We start from the raw sequence: 26,516 nt of genomic DNA on the forward strand, positions 1-26,516 counted from the left end.
CGGAAGACCTAAACCATAAATTGTGAGTTTGGTTTAGCTTACTTAAGCTCAACCTCTGCTCCAGCTTCTTCCAAAGATGCTTTTAAAGCGTTAGCTTCATCTTTAGAGACGCCTTCTTTGATGTTGCTTGGAGCACCATCCACAAGTTCTTTAGCTTCTTTCAAGCCTAAACCAGTTAATTCTTTAACCAATTTAACAACTGCCAATTTAGAAGCACCAGCAGCTTTAAGAACAACTGTGAATTCAGTTTGCTCTTCAGCAGCTTCACCTGCAGCAGCACCGCCACCTGCAGCAACTGCAACAGCAGCAGCAGCTGGTTCGATACCATACTCATCTTTTAATATTGTAGCTAATTCGTTAACTTCTTTTACTGTTAAATTAACTAATTTTTCTGCGAAATCTTTTAAATCTGCCATTTTCTATCGTTTTTAAAAATTTTTAATAAAATATAATTTGTTTAAGTGCGTACTTATTTGATTATCCTTCTTTCTCGGATAAAGTTTTTACAATTCCTGCTAGTTTTCCACCACTTGATTTAAGAGCTGAAACAACATTTTTAGCAGGAGATTGTAGCAATGCTATAATATCTCCAAGAAGTTCTTCTCTTGATTTGATTTCAACTAATGCATCTAATTGTGCATCTCCAATGTAAATAGCTTCTTCTATAAAAGCACCTTTAAGCAACGGCTTATCAGACTTTTTACGGAAAGCTTTTATTACTTTAGCTGGAGCATTTCCTGTTTCAGAGTACATTACAGAAGTGTTTCCTTTCAAAGTTTTTGGCAAATCACCAAAATCTTTATCAGAAGCTTCCATAGCTTTTTCCAAAAGGGTATTCTTTACGACGGCCAATTTAATATTTGCTTTAAAACAAGCACGACGTAATTCTGAAGTGTTCCCTGCGTTCAATCCAGATATATCTGTTAAATATATATGAGCATTTTCGGCCAATTGAGCAGTCAACTCTTCAATAACTTGTGATTTTTCTTCTCTTGTCATAATATTAAAGTTTAACTACTATCCTATTTTTGTATCAACTGCTATACTTGGACTCATGGTGCTAGACATATAAATGCTCTTTACATATGTACCTTTAGCAGCAGTTGGTTTTAATTTGATCAATGTGGTCAACAATTCATTTGCATTCCCTACCAATTTATCAGCACTGAAAGATGCTTTTCCTATTGGAGCATGAACAATTCCTGTTTTGTCAACTTTAAAATCAATTTTACCAGCTTTTACTTCAGATACTGCTTTTGCAACATCCATAGTTACCGTACCAGTTTTAGGGTTAGGCATCAAGCCTCTTGGACCTAATACTCTACCTAATGGACCTAGTTTACCCATAATAGCAGGCATTGTAACGATAACGTCTACATCTGTCCAACCATTTTTGATTTTATCTAGATACTCATCCAATCCTACATAATCAGCACCAGCATCTTTAGCTTCCTGTTCTTTGTCAGGAGTAACCAATGCCAATACTTTCATGTCTTTTCCTGTTCCATGAGGTAAAGAAACTACACCTCTCACCATTTGATTTGCTTTACGAGGATCAACACCAAGTCTTACAGCAATGTCAACAGACGCATCAAATTTTGTATAGGTAATTTCTTTTAGTAAAGCCGAAGCTTCTTCAAGAGAATAAAGTTTGTTTTTGTCAACTTTAGCTCTTGCCTCTTTTTGTTTTCTTGTCAATTTTGCCATTTCAAAAAGTTTTAATACGGTTTGTTACCTGTTACAGTAATTCCCATTGATCTTGCTGTACCAGCAACCATGTTCATAGCAGATTCCATTGTAAATGCGTTTAAATCCTGCATTTTGTCCTCTGCGATTGCTTTCACTTGTTCCCAAGTTACTTTTGCTACTTTTTTTCGGTTAGGTTCACCAGATCCTTTTTTTACTTTGGCCGCTTCCAATAATTGTACCGCAGCTGGTGGGGTTTTAATCACGAAATCAAACGACTTATCTTTGAAAACCGAGATAACCACAGGTAATACTTTACCAGGCTTATCTTGCGTTCTCGCATTAAATTGCTTGCAAAATTCCATGATATTAACTCCAGCAGCTCCTAAAGCGGGTCCGACCGGTGGCGACGGATTCGCTGCACCTCCCCTAACTTGTAGCTTAACTACTTTACTTAATTCTTTTGCCATTTTTTAAATTTTAGTTGCACGCCTTTCAATTGGAAGCCAAAAGGCATACTATCTATAGTGTAACAATTATTATACTTTTTCTACTTGCATATAGCTCAATTCCAATGGAGTCTTTCTTCCGAAAATCTTAACCATCACTTCAAGTTTACGCTTTTCTTCATTTATATTTTCAATAGTGCCATCAAACCCATTAAATGGTCCATCGATAACTTTAACAGTTTCACCTTTTGTAAATGGTATAGCCACATTCACATCGGCATCTACTGTCAACTCATCTACTTTACCTAACATTCTGTTGACTTCAGATTGTCTCAACGGCACAGGATCTCCATTTTTTGTTTCTCCCAAGAAACCAATCACATTCGTAATGGATTTAATGATATGAGGGATTTCACCACTTAAATTAGCTTGGATCATAATGTAACCTGGAAAATAGACTTTCTCTTTGTTTATCTTCTTTCCGTTACGTATCTGAATCACTTTTTCGGTTGGAACAAGAACTTGGTCAACAAAATCCTCTAAACCCAAACGAGCTATCTCATTCTCGATATAAGTTTTAATTTTGTTTTCTTGACCACTTACAGCCCTTACTACATACCATTTTTTATTTCCGCTTGTCTCTGACATTCTTCTTTTTTTTCTGTTTAGCTCAACAAGCTAAAATACCATTCGATTACTCTACTAAATACAGTATCAACTCCCCAAATAGCCAGTGAAAAAATGATCGAAAAAACAGCCACCAAAATAGTCAAGCTTTGAGCCTCTGCCCATGTTGGCCATGACACATTGTTTTTCAATTCGTCAAACGATTCTTTTACGTAATTTACAAATCCTGCCATTTTACTTTTTTATTATAAAGCCTTACACTAGCTGCAAAGGCACTTTTTATATGATAAAAGATATAAATCTTTCTATTTAGCACGGGTTGAGAGACTTCCCTCGACTACGCTCGAGATAAACTTCTCGCCCTCAATCCTTACTTCGCACGGGTTGAGAGACTCGAACTCCCGACACCTGGTTTTGGAGACCAGTGCTCTACCAACTGAGCTAAACCCGTTTAAAAACTCAAACTTTCATACGGAAGTCCGAGTTTATTTGTCTGTCTGGTTCTCACCTGGTTTTGTCACGCCGTGGCGTGATACCAACTGAGCTAAACCCGTAAATATAAATCAAGGCATTCCGAAAATCGGAACACCTTAATTTATATATAGATTATATAATTAGTCTAAAATTTCAGTTACCTGACCTGCACCAACTGTACGTCCACCTTCACGGATTGCGAAACGTAGACCTACGTTCATTGCAATTGGTTGAATAAGCTCTACAGTAATAGTAAGGTTATCTCCAGGCATTACCATCTCTACTCCATCAGGCAAGTGAATGTTACCTGTTACGTCAGTCGTACGAACGTAGAATTGTGGACGGTAGTTATTGTGGAATGGAGTGTGACGTCCACCTTCTTCCTTTTTAAGGATATAAACCTCTGCTTTGAATTTTTTGTGAGGAGTTACAGATCCTGGCTTAACAATAACCATACCTCTAGAGATTTGAGTTTTCTCAATACCTCTTAACAAGATACCAGCGTTGTCACCAGCTTCACCTCTATCAAGGATTTGACGGAACATCTCGATACCTGTGATAGTAGAAGTCAATTTCTCTGCACCCATACCGATAATTTCAACAGGATCTCCTGTTTTAGCGATACCAGTTTCGATACGACCTGTTGCAACTGTACCACGACCAGTAATAGAGAATACGTCCTCGATTGGCATCAAGAAAGGCTTATCCATATCACGTACCGGCTCTTCGATCCAAGTATCACAAGCTTCCATCAATTGCATAACTGTGTCAACCCATTTTTGCTCACCGTTAAGAGCTCCAAGAGCTGAACCAGCAATTACAGGACCATTGTCACCATCATATTCGTAGAAAGACAACAAATCTCTGATTTCCATCTCTACCAACTCTAATAGCTCTTCATCATCAACCATATCCACTTTATTCATGAATACTACGATACGAGGAATACCTACTTGACGTCCTAAAAGGATGTGTTCACGAGTTTGTGGCATTGGACCATCAGTAGCAGCAACCACAAGAATAGCACCATCCATTTGAGCAGCACCAGTAACCATGTTCTTAACGTAATCCGCGTGGCCTGGACAGTCAACGTGAGCGTAGTGACGGTTAGCAGTTGCATATTCTACGTGTGAAGTATTAATAGTAATACCTCTTTCTTTTTCTTCTGGAGCATTATCAATTTGATCAAATGATCTTGCTTCTGATAAACCTGCATCAGCTAATACTTTAGTAATAGCAGCAGTTAAAGTTGTTTTACCGTGATCTACGTGTCCAATAGTACCAATGTTTAAGTGTGGTTTTGAACGATCGAAAGTTGCCTTTGCCATGTTTAATTTATTTTAATCTTAATTTATATTAGTGTTCTTATTCAATTCTAAATAATTGAGCCAATGACGAGATTTGAACTCGTGACCTCTTCCTTACCAAGGAAACGCTCTACCCCTGAGCTACACCGGCTTTTCATTTACGATTGCCGATTTAAGATTTACGATTCGTAAACCGCATATCGTAACTCGTAAATTTTGGAGCGGGAGACCGGGTTCGAACCGGCGACATTCAGCTTGGAAGGCTGACGCTCTACCAACTGAGCTACTCCCGCATTTTTTTTAAAAATTTTACCAATTTTCAAAACTTCAATTCTATAAAGAACAATTAGTGGGGAGAGCAGGATTCGAACCTGCGAAGGTAAAACCAACAGATTTACAGTCTGTCCTCGTTGGCCGCTTGAGTATCTCCCCAATTGTCAAAATTTCATTTTTTCAACCTTCAATTTCTTTTTTCGAAATTGTTGTTAAAAAAGAGCCGATAGAGGGACTCGAACCCACGACCTGCTGATTACAAATCAGCTGCTCTAGCCAGCTGAGCTACATCGGCTTTTCAACCTTTTTTCATCACAAAAAAAGCCCGCTATTTCTAACGGACTGCAAATGTAAAGATTTATTTTTTGTTTCAAAACATTTTTTGAAAAATTTTACTAGATATGGGCTCTTAATTTTTCTTTTCTCTTTTTTAATTGTCGTTCAATACTCGCGGCTGCACTATCAGCACCTTCCTCAAAAGTTTTACATTGCTTTTTTACAACAATACTGTCGCCTGGAACACTGACTCTTGCCTCGAAAATCTTGTTTTCCTTTTGACTTGTGTTATCTAATTTTAAATACACATCAGATTGGATGACCTTATCATAAAACTGATCTAACTTATCCATTCTTTTTTGGATGAATGCAATCAATTTTTTATCCGCATTAAAATTTACCGATTGTGTGTTAACTTTCATACTTATCAATTTTGGTTAGACAAATTATTCCTTTTTACTCCTTGGGTGAGCATTGGAATACACTTTTTTAAGTTCTGCTATACTATTATGCGTATAGACTTGGGTTGCTGCCAGACTTGTATGTCCAAGAAGTTCCTTGACAGCATTTAAATTTGCACCTTGATTAAGCAAATGAGTCGCAAATGAGTGCCTTAATATATGCGGACTCTTTTTTACCTTACTAGATGCTTTACTAAAATAATCATTAATAATTCTGTAAACAAGATTTTCATAAATTTTTAACCCTTTTTTCGTTAAAAGGAGAAACTCCTTGTCAGAAATTGTTTCAAGATTATTTCGTTCAATCAAATAAGCTTTAGCTGTTTCAACAACTGAATTTATTAACGGGATGTAGCGCTCTTTATTTCTCTTCCCAATTACTTTTAACGTTTTATTGGATAAATCCAGATTGGAGAGTTTTATCTGTATCAATTCAATTCGTCTAATTCCTGTGGCATAAAAAAGCTCAACAATTAACTTGTTTCGTAATCCTTCAAAATCAGTCTCTGATTGCAAACTGGAAATAACGGTGTTCAATTCAGCTTCAGAAAACGGAATCTGCACTTTCTTTCCAGTTTTTAGAACCTTATGCTTTGCTAAAGGATTGACACTAATTGTTTGGGTTTTCATAAGGAATTTATAATATGAATTTAAGGAGGATGTTTTCCTATTGATCGTTCTGTTTAAAATACCGGATTCAACTAGCGTGACTATCCAACTTCTAATTTGTGCGTAGTTGACATCATTTATGCTATCCGAATCAAATTCCTTCAACACATAATCTGAAAATTCCTGTAAATCGGAATGATAAGCCTTTATGGTGAGAGGAGAATAGTTTTTTTCTCGAAGTAAATATTCTGTAAAGGCATCAATCATTATCTCACTATTTTGTTTGCTTATCAATTTTTCAAATGAAAACCATTAAATATAAGACAAAAAAAATTCCCACAGATGCGGGAATTTTGATATTGTCTGAAAACTTTTTTAGATGTTTTCTTGATCTTTCAATCTTTGAATGTATTGCGCTTTTTGAATTTGTGCTCTACGTTCTACTGAAGGCTTTGTGAATTGCTTACGATTTTGCAATTGACGCTTCGCACCAGTTTTATCAAACTTACGCTTGAAACGCTTTAGCGCTCTATCTATATTTTCTCCTTCTTTAATCGGTATTATTAACATAGTATCTTAACCTCCTCTCTTTTAGAATTTCAAGGCTGCAAATATAAAGTGTTTTTTATTATCTGCAATTTTATTTTTTTATTTTTTTCAATCTTTATACAGAGAAGAACGTTTCGTCAAATCTTGTATCAACTGCTCATCTTCATCGCTTTCCAAAAGAGTATTATAGTTTTTCCAGAAATTCTTGTTATATGGCTTGATTGAAAAAATATCCGGATCCCATTTCTTTGCCAATGCTTGCTGAATTTTTTCTGGTTCTAAAATAACTTCTGTAAAAAGAATTTCTTGCACTGTATAATAATAACGTTCGTCCTTGTCATATGTGGCAACAGCTTCATCAATACTTTTTCTAGGTTCGGTTGGTTTGGAACCTACATTCACAAGCTTTGGTGTTTCGTAATAAATGTAATTAGGATACATTTTTCCTTCATATTCCATATAATTGAGCACCAATTTATGGTTGATTTGCGTATCAAAAAGTGCCTTGCTTCTACTCTTCTGTTCTGGTGACGCAGCAATCAAATTATATTCAATTTTTTTGATGGCATAAGTGTCCCAATAAATATAAATCCAGCCTTCAGCCTTATAACCATCATTAAAAATGCCTTTGGTTTTAAGGTTGACATAATCTTTACCTTCTTTAATCTTGATTTTGTAAATCTTTCTTTCGTTATCCACTAAAACTGTATCCAATTCAAACTGGTGAACATCCAAGATATTTTCACCAAAGAGTGCTTTTGAGCTTGCCGAATTTCGAACTAAATTTAATTTTCCTTCAAAGAGATTTTGCAACCCATTGACTCTTGTATCATTCCACTTAATGGCCTTAACCAATGTAGATGTCCTGATGGTATCTCTGCGCAGATTTCTGGCTTTCAGGTTTCGATTATTTGTTCTCTGTTGAAGATAGGCCGTGTAAGTAAGCAAACTATCTACATCACGCAAGTCGTAACTTTTTCGAACCTCATCGACATTGATCTTCAGATTGTTTGCAGCATTCATATTATAACTGGAGTCGTATACGGTGATAGCACTTTCAATCAACCATTTAAATTCTTTTTTATTACGCTCTTTGTGTCGAAGAAATCCTTTTTGCAAATAGGACGAATCAGGCATATTTCTAGGCAAACGTTCCAATGCTCTCAACACAATGTCATTTCCTGTTTTTGGCCTGGTTTCGGCAACCAACACTACTTCATCCAGCGAAGCGATGTCTTCCTCAAGAAAAATTTCCATCGAATTATCAAAATCTTTTACGGCCGACTTGAAACTTTTGTAGCCAATTGAGGATATCACCAAAGTATCATTGGCATATTCGTTAGGAACCAAAAGCACAAATTTTCCATCGGAATTACTCACAGTCCCTGTGGTTGTATTTTTGATGTAAATACTTGCACTTTCAATAGGCATCAATGTCGTAAAATCTACAACTTTGTTTTTTAATTCCACTTGGGAAAAACCATAAGTAAAGCAGAAGGAAAAAATAAAAACGGTAATGTACTGGATAGATTTGGTTTTCATAAGACGCAAAAATTAAGTTGCTGGTTTGTAATCTTTCTTATCAATAATCATTTTGGCGAGTATCTCACGTAAAATCTCTGACGTTCCGCCACCGATAGGCCCTAATCTGCTATCGCGAAGCAAACGTGCCATTGGGTAATCTTCCATATAGCCATAACCTCCTAAAAATTGAAGGCAACCGTAAATGACTTCGTCAGCCATTTTGGTGGAATGCAATTTTGACATCGTGGCTTCTTTAACTACATATTCACCTTTATTCAATCGATGTGCCACCGAATAATTGAATGCTTTGCAGATTTCCATTTCGGTATAGAAATCGGCTACTTTATGTCGCAAAGCTTGAAACTTATCAATTGTTTTTCCAAAAGCCGTTCGCTCTGACATATATTGAAGTGCATATTCCAAGGCAAATTCAGCTCTTGCGTGTGCATTGATACCCATTATCAATCTTTCTAAAGCGAAATGCTGCATAATGTATGCAAAACCTTGACCTTCCTCACCCATTAATTGATTGGCTGGAATAACGACATTATCAAAAGCAATTTCGCCTGTATCTGAAGCTCGCCAACCAAGTTTATCCAATTTAGTTGCAGAAACGCCTTCAGTATTCCTATCAACCACGAAAATACTTATGCCTTTATTTCCTTTCTCTGGAGAAGTTTTGGCGGCTACAACTAAATAATCACTGTAAATACCATTGGTTATGAATGTTTTGGAACCATTCAATACGTAAGTATCTCCTTTCTTTTCGGCGGTTGAACGCATACCTGCCACATCACTTCCTCCAAAAGGTTCAGTAATGCACAGACATCCTATCATATCACCAGAAATACTTGGTGCCAAATATTTCTCTTTAATTTCGTGACTGCCTTCTTTATTAAGATGCGTCATTGCCAAATAAGCGTGCGCCCACATAGCTGCTGCAAAACCTCCTGAATTGATTTTTTGCAATTCTTCTAGAAAAATTACTGTGTAAAAAATGTCAAGATTTAAACCACCATATTGCTCTGGGTAATTGATTCCGAAAAAACCCATATCACCAAACTTTTTCCATATGAAACGTTCGATGGTTCCGGTCTTTTCCCATTTATCAATATGAGGAACGACTTCCTTCTTTAAAAAATCCTGTAAACTCTGTCTAAATAAGTGATGTTCTTCTGTGAAGTACATAATGTTCTGTTGCTTTTTTGTTCCGAAAATCCGGAGTTATTCTAGCGTCAAATATAACTTAATTATATCAATTTTGCCGATTGGAAAGGCTTTAACTTTGGTCAACTCGTCAAGTGATTTGAATCCTTCCCTTAAAGTCCTTTGCTCAATAATATAGTGCGCAACCTCATAGTCTATGTGCTGAATGGTAACCAATTGTTCCTTTGTAGCTGTATTGAGATTTATTTTTTGAATAGGTCGAGGCGTTTTGACTGTGAAATCATTTTTGACTCTCTCTATAACTTCTGGAGACAAACCATAAACATCCTGAAGTTGTATGTCCGAAATAAAACCACCTACAAATTTCCCGCGATATTTGATGATTCTGTCTGCCAGTGCAACGCCTATTCCGTTTACTTTCTGAAGCTGCTCTGACGTGGCTTTATTCAAATCAATTTTTTGCTCAAATGTTTTGGTTAGATAGGCTTTGTTTTCATTTGATTTGGAATAATCTACCCAAGAAGAGGATTTTGGTTTAGGATTTGTCACCCAATCTGGAAATTTGAAATAAGGCGAAATTGCATCCAACAAAGAATCTGAAACTTTTGTCACATCTTGAAATTGTTGAACAGAATTGACCCATTTATCCTGCTTCCTAAAAGCCAATAATCTATCTATTTCTTCATTGGACATTCCCAAGGAATATCCTTTATGGTCTGTGATAAAATTAGGGTTGAAAGGGTAAATTTTTGGCTTTCGGTTTTCTGATTCAACCAATTTTAAAGAATCTACTTCTTTGATAAACTTGGCCAAATCTTTATGGTCAACATTAGTTTCATCATTTTTAGAAGAAAGGAGAAAATAGAAACCTTGTGTTACTATAATCAACAGCAACAAAAGCAAAATCCCGTTTTTTTGCTTCCTCGAAAACACAAAAGGGGATTTTAGCTTATTCATTGTATGGTAATCACAAAGTGATTACATATGTTTAGTAATATCTTCTGCTCCGTCTTGGATAGCTTCTCTTTTAATTGAGATTGCATTGAGATATCTTTTCATTTCCTGCCTTACTTTAGGGAACAAGAAGAACAATCCTATCATATTAGGGAATACCAGCGCAAGAATCATAGCATCAGAGAACTTGATCACCGCATCTAATGTTGCAGCAGCACCAATAACCACGAATATCAGGAACAAGATTTTGTATGCTAAATCTGCTGTTTTTCCTTTACCAAAAAGATATTTCCAAGATTGTAGTCCATAGTACGACCAAGAAATCATCGTTGAAAATGCAAACAATACAATCGCCACCGTCAATACATACGAGAAGTGTGGTATAACTGAATCAAATGCCATTGATGTTAAATCAACACCACTAATAGGCAATTCGGTAGATTTTAAAATAACGCTACTGCCGTGAGCGGCTGTATAATCAAATACCGATTGAGGATCAGTACCATTAATGTTGAAGAAAATGATGACCAAAGCTGTCATCGTACATATTACAACAGTGTCTATAAAAGGCTCTAGAAGCGCCACAACACCTTCGGAAGCTGGATATTTTGTTCGCACAGCAGAGTGAGCAATGGCAGCTGAACCAGCACCTGCTTCATTAGAGAAAGCAGCTCTTTGGAAACCGACAATCAATACACCTACCAAGCCTCCAAGACCAGCCATAGGAGAAAAAGCACCATCAATAATCAATGAAAATGCCAATCCAATATCGCTAATATTAGCAAAGATGATGACCAAGGATGCCAATATGTAAAGACCTGCCATAAAAGGCACAATTTTTTCAGTAATACTTGCAATACGTTTGATGCCACCTATAATAACGATACCCACCAGTATGGCCAAAACTAAACCAATGATCACACCGTTTGCACCGCCTTGCAAATTCAATAAAGAACTGATTTGAACAGCTGCTTGGTTTGACTGAAAGGCATTTCCACCACCAAAAGATGCACCTACACACAAAATCGCGAATAATCCTCCTAAAATTTTACCAACGGTAACAAATTTAATTTCTTTCAAACCTTTAGAAAGGTAATACATTGGTCCTCCATAGACAGTACCATCTTTACCAACATCTCTATATTTTACACCAAGTGTGCATTCTACAAACTTGGTAGACATTCCCAACAATCCACATATAATCATCCAAAATGTGGCGCCTGGACCACCCATTCCAATTGCTACAGCAACACCAGCAATATTACCAAGACCCACTGTTCCTGAAACAGCTGTTGCCAAAGCCTGAAAGTGAGACACCTCACCGTGGGCACTTTCGTCACGTATTGTATTTGGGATATCCTCAACAGCAAGAGCTTCGTCATTATTATAAAGTTTATCCACTCCGTGTTTTTCAATATCTACATATCTACCTCTTACTGTATTAATCGCTGTTTTAAATTTGGTGATACTTGGAAATTTAAAATATATAGTGAAGAAAGTAGCTCCGAAAACCAATAACAACACCACAAATGGAACGTTGTAACTTCCTAGTGGTACAGTGGTTAGAATAAAACCTTCCCACCACGTTGCAATAGGCATAAATGCATCGTTGATTTGTTCATCCAGACCTTTGTCTTGAGCAAATGTCAATATTGGTAAAAGAGTAGATAATGCCAAAAGAAGAAATTTCTTCATAAAATTTATTTGAAATTAGTTAGTGATTAGTTTTTTCTTAAAAACGTGACAAGATGCTAAAAAAAAATGATTTTATAAAACATCTATTGTTAAAATGAGCATTAGCCTAATTTATGTCATACAGAGAATTTAATTTTTGAATTTGTTCAGGCCGACCCAAGACAATAATTTTTGAATTTGGAACCAGTTTAAGTTCCGCTTCAGGATTCACAATATATTCGCCTTCTCCATTTTTATAGCCTATGACTGTACAACCGGTTTTATGTCTCAAATCCAAATCTTTAATGGTTTTAACTTCAGAAGTATTGTAGAGCTTTTCAGTTGATATTTCTTCAATATTAATATCGGAACGTCCTACAATAGATAGATTGTCAATAAACTCAATCAAATCTGGAACGACTACCAATGACGCCATATGGTCACCTCCTATTCTATCTGGCAGAATCACGTTGTTTGCTCCAGCCAACTTCAATTTTTCATATGATGTTTCTTGAGAGGCTCTACTAATAATTCTTAAATTTTTATTGAGTTGCCTTGCTGATAACACCACAAACAAATTATCGGCATCATTTGGAAGTGCACAAATAATGGTGTCGGCTCTATCGACCCCTGCTCGCAATAAGGTTTCATCTTCGTTTGCATTGCCAAAAACATAAGATATATCCTCATCTTGAAGTTTATCAACAATATCTTTATCTTGTTCAATAATGACAAATGACTTTTTATGAGCCATCAACTTTTTTGCGGCCTGTCTCCCATTTCGTCCATAGCCACAAATTACGATATGTCCTGAAAGTTTATCAATCTTTTTTTGCATCTTCTTGAGTTTTAATTCTTCAAAATTGTTTTTGCTCAAAATATATTCGGTAATAACGGTCAAGGCGTAACCCACAATAACGACACTCGCCAAAATAAGACACACCGTAAAAATCTTCGAAAACTCATCAAGAGGCTGCACTTCACCAAAACCAACTGTGGTAATGGTAATGACAGTCATATAGATGGCATCAATCCAAGAATAGTTAGACATAAATTTAAAACCCAAAACCCCAACAACCATCAACAGCGCCAATAGAAATATGGCCATATATATTCTGGTTCTAAAAAGTTGAATGATTGGATTTTTCATCTATTATAAATCAAATACAGATGACCTTTTTGTATATATCAAATCTTTGATGCGCATCCAAAACGCTATGAAAAGATAAAGCGCAAAACCAAATCCCAATGTCACAAAGGTCAAATACATAAACGAGGTTCTAACTACTTTGGCTCGAATGCCCAATCTATCGGCAATTCGCTGACAAACATAGTATCCGTGTTTCTGAAAATAAAGAAGGGCTTTATAGAAAACGTTCATAATGCAATTTAGTAATAATTTTAATCTTATGAATTAAGATTCTCAAGTTGGGATTTCGTAATGAGTGCATTTCCTATAGCGCACTGAAGACATCTATTTTTTGAACAATAGTCTGTTTTCAACTGAATTAGTGATTGAGATTCTAAAGCCGTTGAAGCGACTTTTTTAAGGGAATTGAAGCTACTGACAATGCCATTATTTTCTGCTTCAATATGTTGAATGATAAATAGAATGTTGTCATCAATCGTTTTTCCAAGAGATTTAGCGTAACTAAATTTCAATGGCAACAACGTGTTAATAATTAATAAATCTATGAACGAATTTGTCAACGTCTTTTTTAAGGACTTTGATTTTTTACCAAAAATGTAGTGTTCTGTCCAATAATCGGAAGTAGAAACCTTCATTAAAGCATATAGTTCCTCTATGCTTTGTGCATTGATGATTTTTGAAAACAAATTTTGCTCTTGGTGATATAGCATTGCCAATTGAGATAGGCGAATCGTTGGGAAATTCGGAGGTCGCAACCTAAAAAATTGGGCTGGAATGACATTGGAGTTCGACAGACTATATTTTTGCTTTAAGAATTTATAATCATTGGTAAGTTGTTGATGATATGCATTCTCAATCGTTTCATCTAACATACCAGCTTGTCCAAAAAATAGTGCTTCAAGCTGTTCTACCTTTGACTGTGATTTTCTGATGATTGAAAAGTCGAAGGATGATGCCATACTCAAAAATGCTTCACCATTGACTTTGAGACCAAAATTCTTGGCCAAAAGCCTAAACAACACCGCTTCCCAATCATTTTTTGAAAGTAACAGCATTGTTTCAATAGCTTTTGATTTTCGCTCCAAACGTTCAAAATATAGATTTTCCATCCAATTTTGAAGTACAAAATCATCTGTGCTGGCAAAATCATTTTCACAATTAATCCATTTTTTTTGAGTAGAAAAAAGACTCTGATAGTTATGCAATAAGTCTTTACTGATATATTTCTTTAATTCCAATGTTGGAATAACTGTATTGTCTTTCCTAAAAATCTCGGTATCGTGCTCATAGACGACGTGAAGAATAACATTGTCATAAGCTGCATCGCGCTCGTGATTATGAACATACCAATCACTACTCTTTATATGCACCTCAACATTTCCTGCCCACAATTGACCTCCAATTCCCAATTGAGCATTGAAAAAGTCTGGCCCTGAATTCAAATTATGCTGTCCGACTTTTACCAATGTCAATAGCTCTCCATCTGTTGTGAGGAGTCTTGGTGTTGAGAATTTTTTATGTTTCCAGACGTAATGTAAAAAGTCTTCTTGCATAGACTAAATGTAATAAATTACAATGTACGTTTGACAAAGGAATCGAACATTCTTTTTAAACGAAAAAAACCTGAACTTGAGTTCAGGCTTATTATTTTAATTAAAGAAATTTTTGTTTTTGAAGGAATTTTGATCAATCCAAATATCCCATTTTGTTCATCCAATCATTATTGAACATTTTGCCCACATAACGGCTGCCATGATCATGGAACAATACGACAACTACATCATCTTTTGTGAATTTATCCTTTAACTGCAACAAGCCTTTAATGGCTGCTCCTGCGCTATTGCCCAAAAACATTCCCTCTTTCTTTGCCAATAACTGCGTGTAAACTGCCGCATCTTTATCCGTTACTTTTTCAAAGGCATCGATGATGCTAAAGTCAACATTTGCTGGAAGAATATCTTCACCAATTCCTTCGGTGACATAAGGATAGATTTCGTTCTTGTCAAAAACGCCTGTTTCGTGATATTTTTTGAAAACGCTTCCGTAAGTATCAATTCCCCAAACCTTGATATTTGGATTTTGTTCTTTTAGGTATTTTCCAACACCTGAAACAGTTCCGCCTGTTCCAACACCCACTACAAAATGGGTCACTTTGCCATCTGTTTGTTTCCAGATTTCAGGACCAGTACTTTCGTAATGTGCTTTGGCATTGCTTAAATTGTCATATTGATTCACATACCAAGAATTAGGTGTTTCTTCTCCCAATCGTTTTGATACGGAGTAGTAGCTTCTTGGATCCGTTGGCTCCACATCTGTTGGACACACAATAACTTCCGCTCCAACTGCTCTTAAAATGTCCATTTTTTCTTTGGACTGCTTGTCGCTCATCACAAAAATACATTTGTAACCTTTAACGATGGCTGCCAATGCCAATCCCATTCCTGTATTTCCTGAAGTCCCTTCAATGATGGTGCCTCCTGGCTTTAAACGACCATCAGCCTCTGCGTCCTCAATCATCTTTAATGCCATTCGGTCTTTTACTGAATTGCCTGGATTGAAGGTTTCATATTTTGCCAATACCAAACACGGCAACTCTTTGGTCAACTCATTGATTTTTACCAAAGGTGTGTTTCCAATGGTTTCAAGAATGTTCTTTGCGTATTCCATTTTATTTATTTTGCGGTGCAAATTTAGCTTAAAAGTTAGGAGTTAAAAAACAAAACGGATTTTAATTGCGTTAGCGATAGGAACGGTATCCTTTTTTGAAAAAAAAGATATAGTGGATAGCGCGACCCTTGTGGTAACGCCCAAAATCAATCGAAACGTATGGCTTTTACAGGTGAAATTTTTGTGATGATGACCGACGGAAGCAAAAGCATAAGCAGGCAGACTACAAAGGTGCCTACGTTGAGGAGAAGGATGTAATCGAAACTGATATACACTGGCGCTTCGGTGACGTAATAGACGCTTGGATCCAAGGGTATGAGCTTGAAATATTTTTGCGCAAAGAGCAATCCAATGCCTATGATGTTTCCCCAAAGTAAGCCTAACCCAATCAGATAGGTAGCGTTATACAAAAATACTTTACGGATGCTCCAATTGCTGCTTCCGAGAGCTTTGAGGATGCCAATCATCTGGGTGCGTTCCAAAATAAGGACGAGCAATGCTGTGACCATATTTATTCCAGCCACCAAAATCATAATGCCGATGATTCCGTAGGTGTTATTGTCGAAAATCTTTATCCATTCGAATACAGAGTAGTATTTTTGCACCACGCTTTCTGAATTCATTTTTGACGGAATGGCTTGATAGATTTCGACGGCTTTGGTATCAATGTCCGAAAAATCATCAATAAACACCTCAAAATTTCCAATTTGGTCAGCTTCCCATTTATTCATACGTTGGATATGACGCAAGTCTCCAATGACGAATTTTTCATCCAATTCCTGAAATCCGGAATTGTAGATGCCTACAATGGTGAACGTTCTGATAAATGGGATTTCGTTAATATCTTCCTTTCCAAAAACGGTTTGAAACGTTCCATTGAGTTTTAACTGCAACCTATTGGCAAGATAATGTGAAATTATTACCTCGTTACTCATTTCGGAACCAAATTGTGGCAAACGACCTTCTACCAAAAATTCTTCAAAATAATGCCAATCATAATCCGAGCCTACACCTTTTAAAACGATACCTTCAAAATCGGTTTCTGTGCGAACCACTCCAAATTTTGTGGCAACACCTTGAATATGTTTTATACCATCAACAGATTTGAATTTTGGATAGAAATCTTGCTTTAACCTGATAGGCGCTTCAGACTCATCAGAAATATTGGAATCAAAATTGGTAATAATGACATGACCATTAAAAGCCACAACTTTGTCTCGAATTTTTTGTTGAAGCCCAATACCCGTTGCAATGGCAATAAGCATGACGATAATCCCAATAGCAATCGCAGTAATACCAATTTTTATAATTGGTGCTGATACACTACTTTTATACGTTTTATTGCCAATAATACGTTTAGCTATAAAAAATTCGTAATTCAATTTTTCAAGATGCGTTTAATGATGTTCAAAAATACTGTTTTATTATTTGTTTTGACAGCCATTTCTTGTGGAAACTTTTCCAGTAAGATGGAAGATGGAGTATCGACCACAGAAGTGAATAGTTTAAAACTTGAAACTATTGAAAAAGTTGAAAGATTGAGCGTGCAAGATATTAGCGTCGGTGCGAACAACACGGCTGATTATTTACCATTGTTGAAAGGAAAGAAAATAGGTATTGTTGCGAACCAAACAAGTGTGATTTTTAAAAAGTTGGGAGGGAAGAATCAAGAGCCAAGACCTTACGTGCATCTGGTAGACTCCTTGATTTCTTTAAAAATTGATGTTAAAAAAGTATATGCTCCAGAACACGGTTTTAGAGGCACGGCTGACGCAGGTGAGTTGATTAAAGATGGTGTTGACAAAAAAACTGGCGTTCCTATTATTTCTCTTTATGGCGACAATAAAAAGCCTAAACCAGAACAGCTAAAAGGCATTGACCTAATGATTTTTGATATTCAGGATGTTGGCGCTCGATTTTACACATACATTTCTACATTGCATTATGTGATGGAGGCTTGTGCTGAAGCAAACATTCCGGTTTTGATTTTGGATAGGCCAAATCCTAATGGACATTACGTTGATGGTCCTGTTTTGGAAAAGGAACATAAGAGCTTCATTGGTATGCATTCAATACCAGTGGTACACGGTATGACCATTGGTGAATATGCCAAAATGATCAATGGTGAAAAGTGGTTAAAAAATGGCATTCAATGCGATGTATCGATTATTCCTGTTAAAAATTATACACATCAAACTTCATATAACCTTCCCATTAAACCTTCGCCCAACTTACCCAATGACAAAGCTATCAATCTCTATCCAAGTCTTTGTTTCTTTGAAGGCACCAATGTGAGTGTTGGCAGAGGAACAAACAAACAATTCCAAATTTTTGGTAGTCCGTTTCTGCATAAAGAGCTTTATGACTATACATTTGTTCCGCAACCTAATGAAGGGGCAAAATCTCCTCTACATCAAGAATCTATATGCTTTGGAAAAGATTTAAGCAATACTGATTCTTTAAATAGGCTCGATTTAGATTGGCTCATCGAGGCTTACAATCATTCTATTGACAAGAAAATTTTCTTCAATGATTTCTTCACGAAATTAGCTGGTACCAAAAAACTGCGTCAACAAATTGAAGATGGAATGGATGAAAAATCTATTAAAGCTACGTGGCAAAAGGATTTGGACGCATTCAAATCTGTCAGAAAAAAGTATTTGATTTACAATTAGTTTCCATTTATTGTGGTTTGATCTTTTGAAACCATTGCCAATGCTTTCTTGGTTTCAGTTTGTATTCTTACTACAAAAATGATCTGCATTTTTTGGTGTCCCACCACAAAGACGTGTTTGCCTTTGCTTAATTGATTCAAAGGTATCTTGAGTGAATTGGTGTTATTATAAAAATCAATTTCACGCTTATAGTCACTATTAATGGCATAAACGTAATCAATAGGTTTTGTACTTTGAAGTAGTAAAGTATCTTTTGAAGAATTCAGTTCGTGAAAAAGATCTTTTGCCCTCACATTATAATTCTTTTCAATAGTGGCAAATGGTTTTTGAGCTTGTAGCTTATGAATAGTAAGTCCTACAATCGAAGCCAAAAATAACCTTCTATATTTTCCCATATTTGCTGTATGTTGGTTGGTTCAACAATTTTATCAACAGCAAATAATAATCCCTAAACGAATCTATACTAAATAGAGATCAAATAATTTATTTCGTCTGTAAAATGTCAATTAATTCGACGAATTACTCAAAATTATACTACATCTTAAAAAGCAGAAAAGTTAGTACGTTTTTTTATTTGGTCTTAAATTAATTTTACGATATTCTTCCCTGCTTTGCATATTTTTTCTGTCTCTGCTTGTAAGATTATAAGGCTTTGTTTTGATTGAGAAGTTGCTTTCATCAATCTTTAAATTATCATCATTGACTGCAAATTTGACTTCCTCTATACCTAAATCAAAATTTTCGGCCAATTCAATATTGTTCATACCAAATTTCAAAAGAGATTGTTGTTTGATAGCCACTTCTTTCACCACAGTTTTTCCAATATCAACATTTAATAAAGAAATTTCATTATCTAGCAAAATCTGCAAAGGCTTCTCTATTTCATATAATCTCGATATATGAAATACAATAATGCGGTCACGCTTGTAAACCAAAACAGTGTAATCGCCAACCACAATATCTTTAAGAGCAATTTTACTTTCTAGAACTGGAGGATTAAATGTAAAAACCTTTCTATCCAAACTATTCAAAAAAGCAACTTTATAAAAAATAGTTTCAGCTTTTAGGTAGAGACTGTCGCCTTGAGGCGACAAATCGTGATAAAGGTTTTGAGCTTCTGGGTTGATATTTTTTGAAATGGTGGTATACTGATTTTGGGCATTCGCCATTTGGGCAATCATAGTCATCAAGATCAAAATGATGATGGAAAGGTAGAATTTAGTTGTCGTTCTATTTAATAAGTTCATGATTGGGGGGCATTTTGGTTTAATTAATCTTTTTTGAGGGTTTTGGATTAATTCTGTACCAAAATTAGAGTGAGGAAGTAAGCGCCCCAAAGGTTTTAGTCAAAACAATAAAAGCAACGATGAGATGTGAGAATTTTCAAAAATAATCGACGAAATGCAAAAATTGATCAAATACTTAAAAATGAACAACTTAAATCAAAACAATTATTGTTCTGTCTTTAGAAATTTTAATGCTTATTGTGCGTCGTAGGTTTGCGGTATTTATGAAACGGTTGCTTCAGCAGATCCTTGACATTACTGTTAGTTTTCTCATCTGGAAAAGTATCAACGCCGTAAACGATTGTGTCTCTATCCAAAGACATAAAAGTTCCAAACAGTCGATCCCATATTGAAAAGATATTTCCATAGTTAGAGTCCGTATAAGGCAATACGTTGTGATGATGCACCTTATGCATATCAGGAGAAACTATCACATAACTCAACGCTTTGTCCAGTTTTCTATTCATTTTAATATTGGCGTGACCAAATTGTGTAGCAATTAATGAAAGCGACTGATACAAGAACACCAAGGCAATCGGAGTTCCTACAATGAAAACCCCAAAAAGTGTAAACACAAAGCGAATGACACTTTCAATTGGATGATGTCTATTGGCTGTTGTAGTATCCACTTTATGGTCCGTATGATGTACCAAATGCACCATCCAGAGGATTTTTGTCTTGTGTTCCACCAAATGAGCCAAATAAGCTCCGAAAAAATCCAAAAACAATACACCTAAAAATGCATAAAGCCATAATGGCATTTCTGGCAACCAATTGATGATTCCAAAATCATTGGCTTTGACCCAATCGGCCGTTTTTAATAATAAAAAAGCCAACCCAAAATTTACAACAACTGTTGTAAGCGTAAAGAAAAAGTTTGGTAAAGCATGCTGCCACTTTTTGTATTCAAATTGGAATAACGGCAGAAAACCTTCGAGCAACCAAAAGAAAGCAATACCTCCTACCAAAATGATGCTTCTGTGAAGTGAAGGAATGGTTTCAAAATAGTTGATTATATTATCCATGTTTTATGATATTCAAAATCATTTCGGCTTTTCTCAAATCTAATGAAGAAATTTCATTTTTCCACATATCTGCGTTTGTATTATCATTATCCAATGTGGAAATTACATAGTTCAAAAAATTATAAGTGCGTTGATTTATTGTCTCCACATCTTGTTGTTCAATCCTTTTCAAAAATCTTTTCGCCTTTCCTTCTTTGTTCAATATCAATAAGCTTTCAATCTCCTTCAATTCAATCTTTTGAAGTACACCATCTAAATTGTCAATACTATTGGCTTCTGCCATCTTTTTCGACTCTTCAAGATAAATGGTTCCCAAATCAATGATTTCTAGTCTCAAGTCCTTTTGTGCATACATAGCATATTCAATATACTTTTCACCAAGTAAAAACGAGGATAAATAGTTCGGATTGTCTAGATAATTCCTCAATTCTGCATTGAGAAAAGAAGTATTAAGTGCGTATCGGTTGATTAATTCTGAAAAATCCAAAATCATTTCAGAAGATTGGTCAACATTCAGGATATTGCCATTGACATCCATAATTTTGATGCTATCGTCTTCAAGTTTACTTTTATAAGATAAACCTCTGCCCTCGGCCTTTTTCATAACATCCAAGTGATTGACTTCCTGCAATCTTACTGGCACAAAATAATTGAATATAATAGGATCCAAAGTTTTATCAACAGCCAAATCAATCACAGTTCTGTTGCCGTTTACAGCTGTATAGCTAACGGGTATTGAATACTCAAACGAACCTTCCCAAACTACCAACAACATTTTGTCCTGTACAAGTGCCAATCTCTTGGCAACATCAAAAGACGTAAACCATTCTTGAGCCTGGCCAACACTGACCATCAAACCGAATACAAGTATCAAAAATGTCTTTTTCATCTGTTATTTTATTTGAAGCAATCGTTTTTTCATTTCTTCCACAATGTTGTACGCTGCAGGACAAATGGCCACATTCTTCAATGTCAAATTAGAGATTTGCTGAAATTTCTTTCGGTCGGTATGCGGAAATTCCCTGCACGCTTTTGGTCGCACTTCATAAATGGAACAATAATTATCAGCACCCAAAAATGTACACGGCACACTCTGCAACACATAATCATTTTCTTCATCTAGCCTCAAAAACTGTGCTATAAATTGAGACGGTTTCATCCTGAAATGTTTCGCAATGCGTTCAATGTCCTTATCCGTAAATAAAGGCCCTGTTGTCTTGCAGCAATTAGCGCACTCCAAACAGTCGGTTCGTTGAAATTCTGCTTCGTGCAACTCCTGCATCAAATAATCCAATTGTTTTGGTGGCTTCTTTTTTAGCCTTGCAAAGAAATTTTTGTTTTCCTTATGCTTATCTTTGGCGAGCTGTGGCAGATGATTGAGGATGTCTTGCATAACACAAAAATAATTAAAGTTCTCGATTTAATTCGTCTTTGGATAACAGTCGAACTAACCAAAAACTTATGAAAGATTTATTCGGAAAAGCTTTATTGGATTACCATAACGGAAATTACACCGAAGACCTCATCACGTCAACCAATATCTCTGATGAAGATGAATTGCCACTTCCCTATTTATTCAGAAGTTTTGATAGCATGCCGAAATTAGAACAAAAAGCTTTGCAATTGGCGAAAGGAAAGACCTTGGATGTTGGCTGTGGTTCCGGAAGCCATAGTTTGTATTTACAGAACAAAGGTTTTGATGTGAAAGCAATTGACGTATCTAAAGGTGCTGTTGAAGTTGCTAACGCTCGTGGTGTGAATTCCGTTGAGTTAGTGGATATTCTTGGTGAAACTGCAACCTTTGACACCATATTATTGTTGATGAATGGCATCGGAATTTTTCAAGAGTTGTCAAAAACAAAATCATATCTCATTCATCTAAAATCACTGTTGAATCCTGACGGACAGATTTTGATTGATTCTTCCGATATCAAATATATGTATGAAGATGAAGATGGCGGATTCTGGCAAGACCTCAACGCCAACTATTATGGCGAACTCGACTATTTCTTAAGCTATAAAGGCGAAAATGAAGTTCCTATGAAATGGTTGTACCTCGATTTCAATACCTTTAAGAAGGAATGTGAATCAGTGGGATTATATTGCGAATTGGTTCAAGAAGGCGAACACTTTGATTATTTGGCTCGCCTGACTTCGAAATAGGTATTACTTTTTTTCTTCGGATGTGTTTTCAGTTGCCTTGGTTGGCATTTCATATTGTAACACACCATTTACAAACGTTTTCAAAACATTCACTTTTGGAATGTCTTTATTGTCAATGACCATAATGTTCTTGTCCAAAATGATAAAATCAGCAAACTTACCAACTTCAATACTTCCTTTTTCGTTTTCTTCAAAATTGGAATAGGCTGCCCAAATAGTCATACCCTGTAAGGTTTCCTCTCTACTTAAAGCGTTTTCCATCTGAAATCCTTCCAACGGATAATCTTCCAAATCTTGTCGTGCTACAGCCGAATGAAACGTCAAAAACGGACTGACCTCCTCAACAGGAAAGTCGGTTCCAAGGGCTATTTTACCATAGACTTTCAATAAATCTTGGTAAGCATAGGCATTCTTCAGGCGTTCTTTCCCTAATCGTTCTTCTGCCCAATACATATCGCTCGTCGCGTGCGTAGGTTGTACCGACGGAATCACATTTTTGAATTTTTCAAAATCCTTTGGAGAAATGACTTGCGCGTGTTCGATGCGCCAACGTCTATCTGACTTGTCTTTTAAAACCTTGTTGTAAATAGTCAATAATGTGTGATTGGCAGAATCTCCAATGGCGTGTGTATTCATTTGGAATTTCGAATTGGCAATACGTTGCGCAATGCTATCCAGTTTTGGAATGCTGGTGATTGGCAGACCAAAATGGTTTGGATGGTCGCTATAAGGCTTGCGCAACAAAGCACCACGAGAACCCAGAGCGCCATCACCATAAACTTTAAAGGAGCGAACGTTCAAATAGTCTGTTTTGTAAATACCTTTGTTCAAATAGTAATCGAGGTTTTCATCAGAGGTTGAAACCATTGCATACACTCGCATCTTTAAGATGTCAGCTTTCTGCAAACTATCAATGACTTCAATGGCATCTCTATTCAATCCTGCATCATCAACGGTGGTCAATCCGTATTTAAAACAGATGTCTTGGGCAGCAATTAAGGCTTTGGCAATGTCCTTTCGGGTATTTTTTGGCCAAGCATCCATTACCAATGTTTCTGCATTGTCAATCAACACACCTGTAGGCTTTCCATCTTTTAAAACCACTTCGCCACCTTCAACCTTGCTATCTTTAGTTACTTTGCCAAGGTTCAAAGCGGCTTGGTTACAAATTACGGCGTGACCATCAATTCTGGTAAGCACGACTGGCGTATTTGGGAACTTGGCATCGAGCAAGTCTTTTGTTGGAAACTCCTTCTCAAGCCAATCATTTTGATCCCAGCCGCGACCAGTAATAAACTTTGCCTTGGTTCTTTTGTGAAACGCCACCACACTATCCACCACTTCTTCAAAACTCTTGGTACCGAATAAATTAATGCTTTGCTGATTGAATCCCAATCCCAAAAAATGACAATGCGCATCAATCAGGCCAGGCAATACAGTTTGTTCTTTGGCGTCAATGATGTTGTGGCTTTCGTATTTGTCTTGGATGTCACTATTTCTTCCGATATCAAAGAATTTACCATCTTTAATAGCGAATGCTTGCGCCTTATCAAAACTGGCATTCACAGTATAAACATTGGCATTGATAACGATGGCATCTACTTTGATTTTTTCTTCATTTTTACAGGAAAAGAAGCATATAATTGCAAAGAGTATTAGGATTTTTTTCATAATCATATAGGGTTGAATAGGTCTCGACTCCGCTCGATCAGACAGCTATGTAAAAATAAGAAAAGCATCCCACTTGAGATGCTTTTTCAATATAATCATTAATGCAAATAATGTGTGTTTCTAAAAATCAAACTGATAGGTAGCACCTATCAAAAACTGAAATCCCTGCACTGGATAATTAAACCAACGTTGATAGTTTTGGTTTGCAATGTTATTGACTTTCGCAAAGGCCGAAATCTGATCGGTGATGCGATACCCAACGTGGGCATTGGCATCAAAATAACTGTCCAAAGTAACTGTTTGAGGGTCTGGAAGCACAAGGGTGCCAACTTCAAAAAACTGGTCTTTACGCTCGCCCACAAAGAACAGGTTAGCGCCCGCAAACCAATGTTCGTCAATCTGATAATCTACAAACAATGATCCGGTAATATCTGGCAAGTTCCAAGGTTCGGATGCGTCTTTGGTATTATACGCAAAAAACTCTGCCTTGGCACCCAACTTAAAGTTACGATTCACGTCCACACTCAATTCACCAGAAAATGCAAAGGTTTTCAAATCATCATAAACAACATCATATGAGTTGCCCATTTGATAATCTTCGGTGGCATCGCTGAACACGGCGTTCGATTTGAACAAGGCTTTGCTTCTATCTGCAAAATAACGTGCATTGACGTTGTAGCTCATACTGTTCGACAGTTTTCCTTTGATTCCAGCGTGGACATTGTATTGTTGGTCAGTAGGTGTTATGAACAAGGTTGGCGACACAAACGGATTCTGATCCACGAAGTTTTCATACGAATTCTGAATCAAGCCACCTTCAATGCCTCCGTAGGCAATCAACAACTCGTCTACCAAACGATAACTGGCAGTAATGTTCGGGTAGATAAAGATATCGTTGTCACCACTTTCGGTGTTGTTTAAATAGAATAGACTCACGCCCAAATTCAAGGTCAAATCGTCTTGCGTCAATTGATATTGTGGCGCGATACCGATATTAAAGTTTCCGTATTTCAACTCTTCGTTCACGAAATAGCTTCTATCGAACGAACCACCCAAGTAATCTAAAGTCACTTTCGTAGAGATGATTTCATCCTGGATAGGCACGTCCACATTTCCTTTCACAACAAGCCTATTTTCACCACTGCCTTGATTGTCTCCAAAGCGTCTGAATCGCACAGTGGCTTGCTTGAAATAAGAATCTTCAAACTTGATTTTCCCTCCGATGTTGACGCCAGTGTACGAATGTCCAACGTCCAAAGTATCAGCAACCTCATCTAGAAAAAAGTCTTTTGGGAGCCCGTACCAATTATAATTCTTGTACAATCCGCCACCATCAACACTCCAAGAATAATCACGTTCCTTTTTAGTATAGTTCGCGTTCAAGTTGATGTCCATAAAGTTGTCGTCTACTTGTAAGCCTTCAATACCTCCGCCAGAGGAGTGATAACTCAAATAGCCACCAACGGTTTCTCCTCTGCCCAATTCGTGATTCAAATAGACTTCGCCCAAAACAGTCGTATAATTGCCCACGCCCAACGACGCATAGTTGTCATACAATTTGTCCTGCTTCGCTTTGTTCACAGAGGCAGCCTTGCCTTTGGCAGGTGTGAAGGTCGATGCGACTGGAATGGAAAAGATATTGTACTTCACTTCCTTTTTGGTTGTGGTCGTGGCATCATCGAGGGTAGGTGTTTCCTTGATTTTAAACGCATCGGAAATGGTAGGTGTGTAGGGTTTTACCACATTGACTACCTCGGGATCCAAGGTGTCTTTGGTTCTTTCTTGGGCAAAAAAGGTGCTGCTTGCCAAAAGCATCAGGATGAGGGTATATTTGATTTGATTCTGCATA

Annotated in this window: 28 protein-coding genes and 5 tRNA genes; 2 read left to right on the plus strand and 31 right to left on the minus strand. The window is 36.6% G+C overall.

Annotation, left to right across the window (positions count from 1 at the left end; genetic code table 11):
- Positions 1-38 precede the first annotated feature (38 nt).
- The 24 genes from rplL to M0G43_RS05725 all read right to left on the minus strand — a co-directional run bounded on the left by rplL (position 39) and on the right by M0G43_RS05725 (position 17,229).
- Entirely contained in the window at positions 39-416 is a 378-nt protein-coding gene (rplL, locus tag M0G43_RS05610) for a 50S ribosomal protein L7/L12 (RefSeq protein WP_248024254.1), read from the minus strand.
- A gap of 61 nt (positions 417-477) precedes the next feature.
- Entirely contained in the window at positions 478-999 is a 522-nt protein-coding gene (gene rplJ / locus M0G43_RS05615; RefSeq protein ID WP_248024256.1) for a 50S ribosomal protein L10, read from the minus strand.
- Positions 1,000-1,017: 18 nt separating this feature from the next.
- Positions 1,018-1,707 carry a 50S ribosomal protein L1 gene (gene rplA / locus M0G43_RS05620; RefSeq protein WP_248024258.1) on the minus strand — a complete coding sequence of 230 codons (690 nt, stop codon included), beginning with the start codon at positions 1,705-1,707 and terminating at the stop codon, positions 1,018-1,020.
- 11 nt (positions 1,708-1,718) lie between these two features.
- Entirely contained in the window at positions 1,719-2,156 is a 438-nt protein-coding gene (gene rplK, locus M0G43_RS05625; protein WP_248024260.1) for a 50S ribosomal protein L11, read from the minus strand.
- Positions 2,157-2,225: 69 nt separating this feature from the next.
- A complete protein-coding gene (gene nusG / locus M0G43_RS05630) occupies positions 2,226-2,783 on the minus strand; it encodes a transcription termination/antitermination protein NusG (protein ID WP_248024263.1) in 558 nt (185 codons plus the stop codon).
- A gap of 17 nt (positions 2,784-2,800) precedes the next feature.
- On the minus strand, positions 2,801-2,995 hold the full coding sequence (gene secE / locus M0G43_RS05635) for a preprotein translocase subunit SecE (protein ID WP_248024264.1): 195 nt from the start codon (positions 2,993-2,995) through the stop codon (positions 2,801-2,803).
- 145 nt (positions 2,996-3,140) lie between these two features.
- Positions 3,141-3,213: transfer RNA gene (locus tag M0G43_RS05640), tRNA-Trp, on the minus strand.
- A gap of 163 nt (positions 3,214-3,376) precedes the next feature.
- The gene (gene tuf, locus M0G43_RS05645) at positions 3,377-4,564 is read right to left on the minus strand and encodes an elongation factor Tu (protein WP_248024267.1); all 1,188 of its coding nucleotides are present in this window, start codon (positions 4,562-4,564) and stop codon (positions 3,377-3,379) included.
- A gap of 58 nt (positions 4,565-4,622) precedes the next feature.
- Positions 4,623-4,694: transfer RNA gene (locus M0G43_RS05650), tRNA-Thr, on the minus strand.
- 66 nt (positions 4,695-4,760) lie between these two features.
- Positions 4,761-4,836 (minus strand) — tRNA-Gly (locus tag M0G43_RS05655).
- A 57-nt stretch (positions 4,837-4,893) separates the two neighbouring features.
- Positions 4,894-4,975, minus strand: a tRNA-Tyr gene (locus M0G43_RS05660).
- A 62-nt stretch (positions 4,976-5,037) separates the two neighbouring features.
- A tRNA-Thr gene (locus M0G43_RS05665) sits at positions 5,038-5,111 on the minus strand.
- A gap of 100 nt (positions 5,112-5,211) precedes the next feature.
- Entirely contained in the window at positions 5,212-5,514 is a 303-nt protein-coding gene (hpf, locus tag M0G43_RS05670) for a ribosome hibernation-promoting factor, HPF/YfiA family (RefSeq protein WP_248024269.1), read from the minus strand.
- Positions 5,515-5,538: 24 nt separating this feature from the next.
- Positions 5,539-6,432: a tyrosine-type recombinase/integrase gene (locus M0G43_RS05675; RefSeq protein WP_248024792.1), complete on the minus strand. Its 894-nt coding sequence runs from the start codon at positions 6,430-6,432 to the stop codon at positions 5,539-5,541.
- Between the two features lie 105 nt (positions 6,433-6,537).
- A complete protein-coding gene (gene rpsU, locus M0G43_RS05680; RefSeq protein WP_248024271.1) occupies positions 6,538-6,732 on the minus strand; it encodes a 30S ribosomal protein S21 in 195 nt (64 codons plus the stop codon).
- Between the two features lie 87 nt (positions 6,733-6,819).
- Positions 6,820-8,253 carry a carboxypeptidase-like regulatory domain-containing protein gene (locus tag M0G43_RS05685; RefSeq protein WP_248024273.1) on the minus strand — a complete coding sequence of 478 codons (1,434 nt, stop codon included), beginning with the start codon at positions 8,251-8,253 and terminating at the stop codon, positions 6,820-6,822.
- Between the two features lie 12 nt (positions 8,254-8,265).
- Entirely contained in the window at positions 8,266-9,423 is a 1,158-nt protein-coding gene (locus M0G43_RS05690) for an acyl-CoA dehydrogenase family protein (RefSeq protein WP_248024275.1), read from the minus strand.
- Positions 9,424-9,459: 36 nt separating this feature from the next.
- Positions 9,460-10,359, minus strand: coding sequence for a ComEA family DNA-binding protein (locus M0G43_RS05695; RefSeq protein ID WP_248024277.1), 900 nt, complete (start codon positions 10,357-10,359; stop codon positions 9,460-9,462).
- A 21-nt stretch (positions 10,360-10,380) separates the two neighbouring features.
- Positions 10,381-12,051 carry an alanine/glycine:cation symporter family protein gene (locus M0G43_RS05700; RefSeq protein WP_248024279.1) on the minus strand — a complete coding sequence of 557 codons (1,671 nt, stop codon included), beginning with the start codon at positions 12,049-12,051 and terminating at the stop codon, positions 10,381-10,383.
- A gap of 106 nt (positions 12,052-12,157) precedes the next feature.
- Positions 12,158-13,180, minus strand: a complete 1,023-nt coding sequence (locus M0G43_RS05705) for a potassium channel family protein (RefSeq protein ID WP_248024281.1) — start codon at positions 13,178-13,180, stop codon at positions 12,158-12,160.
- A 3-nt stretch (positions 13,181-13,183) separates the two neighbouring features.
- Positions 13,184-13,411, minus strand: coding sequence for a PspC domain-containing protein (locus tag M0G43_RS05710; RefSeq protein ID WP_248024283.1), 228 nt, complete (start codon positions 13,409-13,411; stop codon positions 13,184-13,186).
- Positions 13,412-13,437: 26 nt separating this feature from the next.
- Complete coding sequence (locus M0G43_RS05715) at positions 13,438-14,733, minus strand: DUF2851 family protein (RefSeq protein WP_248024286.1); 1,296 nt, start codon at positions 14,731-14,733, stop codon at positions 13,438-13,440.
- Between the two features lie 133 nt (positions 14,734-14,866).
- Positions 14,867-15,847: a PLP-dependent cysteine synthase family protein gene (locus M0G43_RS05720; RefSeq protein ID WP_248024288.1), complete on the minus strand. Its 981-nt coding sequence runs from the start codon at positions 15,845-15,847 to the stop codon at positions 14,867-14,869.
- A gap of 146 nt (positions 15,848-15,993) precedes the next feature.
- Positions 15,994-17,229: an ABC transporter permease gene (locus tag M0G43_RS05725; RefSeq protein ID WP_248024290.1), complete on the minus strand. Its 1,236-nt coding sequence runs from the start codon at positions 17,227-17,229 to the stop codon at positions 15,994-15,996.
- Positions 17,230-17,238: 9 nt separating this feature from the next.
- On the opposite strand from M0G43_RS05725, the gene M0G43_RS05730 reads away from it, so the two are divergent.
- Positions 17,239-18,522, plus strand: coding sequence for an exo-beta-N-acetylmuramidase NamZ domain-containing protein (locus M0G43_RS05730; RefSeq protein WP_248024292.1), 1,284 nt, complete (start codon positions 17,239-17,241; stop codon positions 18,520-18,522).
- Here the strand turns inward: M0G43_RS05730 and M0G43_RS05735 are convergent.
- The 5 genes from M0G43_RS05735 to M0G43_RS05755 form a co-directional block, all read right to left on the minus strand.
- The gene (locus M0G43_RS05735; protein WP_248024294.1) at positions 18,519-18,917 is read right to left on the minus strand and encodes a hypothetical protein; all 399 of its coding nucleotides are present in this window, start codon (positions 18,915-18,917) and stop codon (positions 18,519-18,521) included. The two genes, M0G43_RS05730 and M0G43_RS05735, sit on opposite strands and share 4 nt — an antisense overlap.
- Positions 18,918-19,079: 162 nt before the next feature.
- Positions 19,080-19,769, minus strand: a complete 690-nt coding sequence (locus M0G43_RS05740) for a hypothetical protein (protein WP_248024296.1) — start codon at positions 19,767-19,769, stop codon at positions 19,080-19,082.
- A gap of 227 nt (positions 19,770-19,996) precedes the next feature.
- A complete protein-coding gene (locus M0G43_RS05745; RefSeq protein WP_248024298.1) occupies positions 19,997-20,833 on the minus strand; it encodes a sterol desaturase family protein in 837 nt (278 codons plus the stop codon).
- On the minus strand, positions 20,826-21,722 hold the full coding sequence (locus M0G43_RS05750) for a hypothetical protein (RefSeq protein ID WP_248024301.1): 897 nt from the start codon (positions 21,720-21,722) through the stop codon (positions 20,826-20,828). The genes M0G43_RS05745 and M0G43_RS05750 overlap by 8 nt, the downstream gene beginning before the upstream one ends.
- A gap of 3 nt (positions 21,723-21,725) precedes the next feature.
- Positions 21,726-22,226, minus strand: a complete 501-nt coding sequence (locus M0G43_RS05755) for a YkgJ family cysteine cluster protein (protein ID WP_248024303.1) — start codon at positions 22,224-22,226, stop codon at positions 21,726-21,728.
- Between the two features lie 68 nt (positions 22,227-22,294).
- On the opposite strand from M0G43_RS05755, the gene M0G43_RS05760 reads away from it, so the two are divergent.
- The gene (locus M0G43_RS05760; RefSeq protein ID WP_248024305.1) at positions 22,295-22,996 is read left to right on the plus strand and encodes a class I SAM-dependent methyltransferase; all 702 of its coding nucleotides are present in this window, start codon (positions 22,295-22,297) and stop codon (positions 22,994-22,996) included.
- A 3-nt stretch (positions 22,997-22,999) separates the two neighbouring features.
- Here the strand turns inward: M0G43_RS05760 and M0G43_RS05765 are convergent, their stop codons facing one another.
- Together M0G43_RS05765 and M0G43_RS05770 are read right to left on the minus strand one after the other, a co-directional pair.
- Positions 23,000-24,667, minus strand: coding sequence for an amidohydrolase (locus M0G43_RS05765; protein WP_248024307.1), 1,668 nt, complete (start codon positions 24,665-24,667; stop codon positions 23,000-23,002).
- A 120-nt stretch (positions 24,668-24,787) separates the two neighbouring features.
- Positions 24,788-26,515, minus strand: coding sequence for a TonB-dependent receptor (locus M0G43_RS05770; protein ID WP_248024309.1), 1,728 nt, complete (start codon positions 26,513-26,515; stop codon positions 24,788-24,790).
- Between the last annotated feature and the right edge of the window lies 1 nt (position 26,516).

It is taken from the genome of Subsaxibacter sp. CAU 1640, assembly GCF_023156585.1.
Lineage (GTDB): Bacteria > Bacteroidota > Bacteroidia > Flavobacteriales > Flavobacteriaceae > JBPOFM01.